This window comes from Deinococcus planocerae (genome assembly GCF_002869765.1).
Taxonomy (GTDB): Bacteria; Deinococcota; Deinococci; order Deinococcales; family Deinococcaceae; genus Deinococcus; species Deinococcus planocerae.
This window is the reverse complement of record NZ_PNOR01000084.1, coordinates 1-1,803: the sequence shown is the minus strand read 5'-3', so window position 1 is coordinate 1,803 and position 1,803 is coordinate 1. Positions and strand designations below refer to the sequence as shown.

Annotated in this window: 2 pseudogenes; both read left to right on the top strand. The window is 77.3% G+C overall.

What is annotated here, in order from left to right:
• Positions 1-894: pseudogene (locus A7B18_RS22205) on the top strand (hypothetical protein); the annotation flags it as partial.
• A 31-nt stretch (positions 895-925) separates the two neighbouring features.
• Positions 926-1,803, top strand: a pseudogene (locus A7B18_RS21055) (coiled-coil domain-containing protein); the annotation flags it as partial.

The window sequence follows — 1,803 nt, the reverse complement described above, 5'->3', positions numbered from 1 at the left end:
CTGGGCACGCTGCGCCGGGGAGCGGCGGCCCTGAACGCGGCCCTCGCCACCCCGCCCCAGGCTGCCGCGCAGGCGCCGGGGCCCGCCCCCCAGCCCCAGGCGCAGGCCCCGGCCTCCTCCCCGGCGGCCCAACCCGCCCGGACGCCCGCCTCCCCACCCGCCGCGGGCACCTCACCCCGGGCACCGGGGGTGGACGGGATTTACGCGGCCCTCGGTCAGGCCCTCACCGCCGCCGGACACGGGGACGGCGAGGCGACGCGGGCGGCCCTCGAACGGGCGGGGGTGGCCCTCGCCACGCAGACCGGCAAGGTGCGCCAGGCGCCCGGCTACAGCGGCCTCCTGGAGACCCTCACCGCCGCGCAGGAGAGGCGCTCTCCCCGTCCGGCGGAGGTGCAGGCCCTGATCGCCGGGCTGGGGGCGCTGGAACGCGAGGCCGCCGGGGAGCGCCCCAGCCGGCTCGACGCCGTTTCGGCGGGGGTGGCCTGGTCGTTCGGGGGGGGCCTGCGGGCCGCCGTGTTCCTGGGGCTGGCGCTTCTCGCGTTCGTGCCGCTGTATCTCCTCAACCTCGCCTTCGGGGGGCGCAACGCCTCGTGGCGGGCGATCTCGGCGGCGCTCGGGCTGCTGCTGCTGCCCGTCTTCCTGGAGGGGGTCTTCGGGTTCCTGGGCTGGCTGGGCGACCGGCTGGGGGTCCCGCTCCTCGCGGGGGCGAGCACCCTCACCCTGTCGCAGGGGGCGTACGGGGTGCCGCTGTGGGCCCTCACCTCGGCGCTTGGCATCGGGCTGGCCGCCTTCGGCTTCCGGGGGCTGTGCGTGCAGTTCGGCCTGATCGGCGCCCCGGCGGCCTCGCGCCCGGCGGTTCCCCACAGCCTCGACTGGGACGAGGAACCCACGTGACCCCCGCTCCCCGTGACTCCCGGAGCCGCGCGTGACCGTGGAGACCGCCCTCGCCCGCTTGCCCGCGCGGCTGCTCGGCGACCTCGTTTCGCCCCGCGCGCTCGAACGCATCGTTCAGGACGCCGCCCAGGCCCGCGGCCTCCCCCCCGCGAGGCTCGACGCCGCCGCGCTCGAGGACATCCTCAAGCGCGAGGTGTTCAAGCGCCTTCAGCTCAGCGTGCCCGCGCCCCTCGCCAAGCGGCGGGTGTCGGAGGTCATCGCGGAGTTGCACAAGGCGGCGCAGGACGGCGCTCCCCCGCCCCTCCCCGGCAGCGACCTCACGGCGCTGGAGGAGGGCGTGCGGCGTTTTTCCCTGTACTTCGACTGGCCCGAGACCCAGCGGCTGCGCGGGGTGCTGGGGGTCGCCCGGCAGGAGGAGGACGCCGGGCGGGACGCGAGCAGCCTCGTGCGCGAGGGCCAGGACCTGATCAGCCTGATGGAGCGCCGCCTGGAGGAGGGGCTCGTCACCCAGGCGCAGGACCTCGCGGAGCTGCGCGCCGCCTTCGCGCGGGTGGGGGGGATGGGCGGCAAGGACGTCCGGCGCCTGGAGAACCTGATCACCCAGATCGACGAGGCCCAGGGGCAGGGCACCCTCCTCCCCGCCGAGGTCGAGCGGGCGCGCACGGTCACCTTCAACCTGCGCAAGCTGCTCGAATCGTCCCTGGTGCAGCCGGTGGCCGGCCCGGGCACCCCGGCTGCCCCTGACCCGGAGGCGCAGGCGCGGGTGCTCGCCCTCGAACGCGAGCACGCCGGACGCCAGCTCGCCGACCTGACCCGCGAGTTCGCGGCGCTGCTGCGCGCCCGCCCGGACCTGGAGGAGCGCGGGGCCGCCCTGCGGGAGGCGCACGGGGCCGGGTCGCTGGGCGCGCC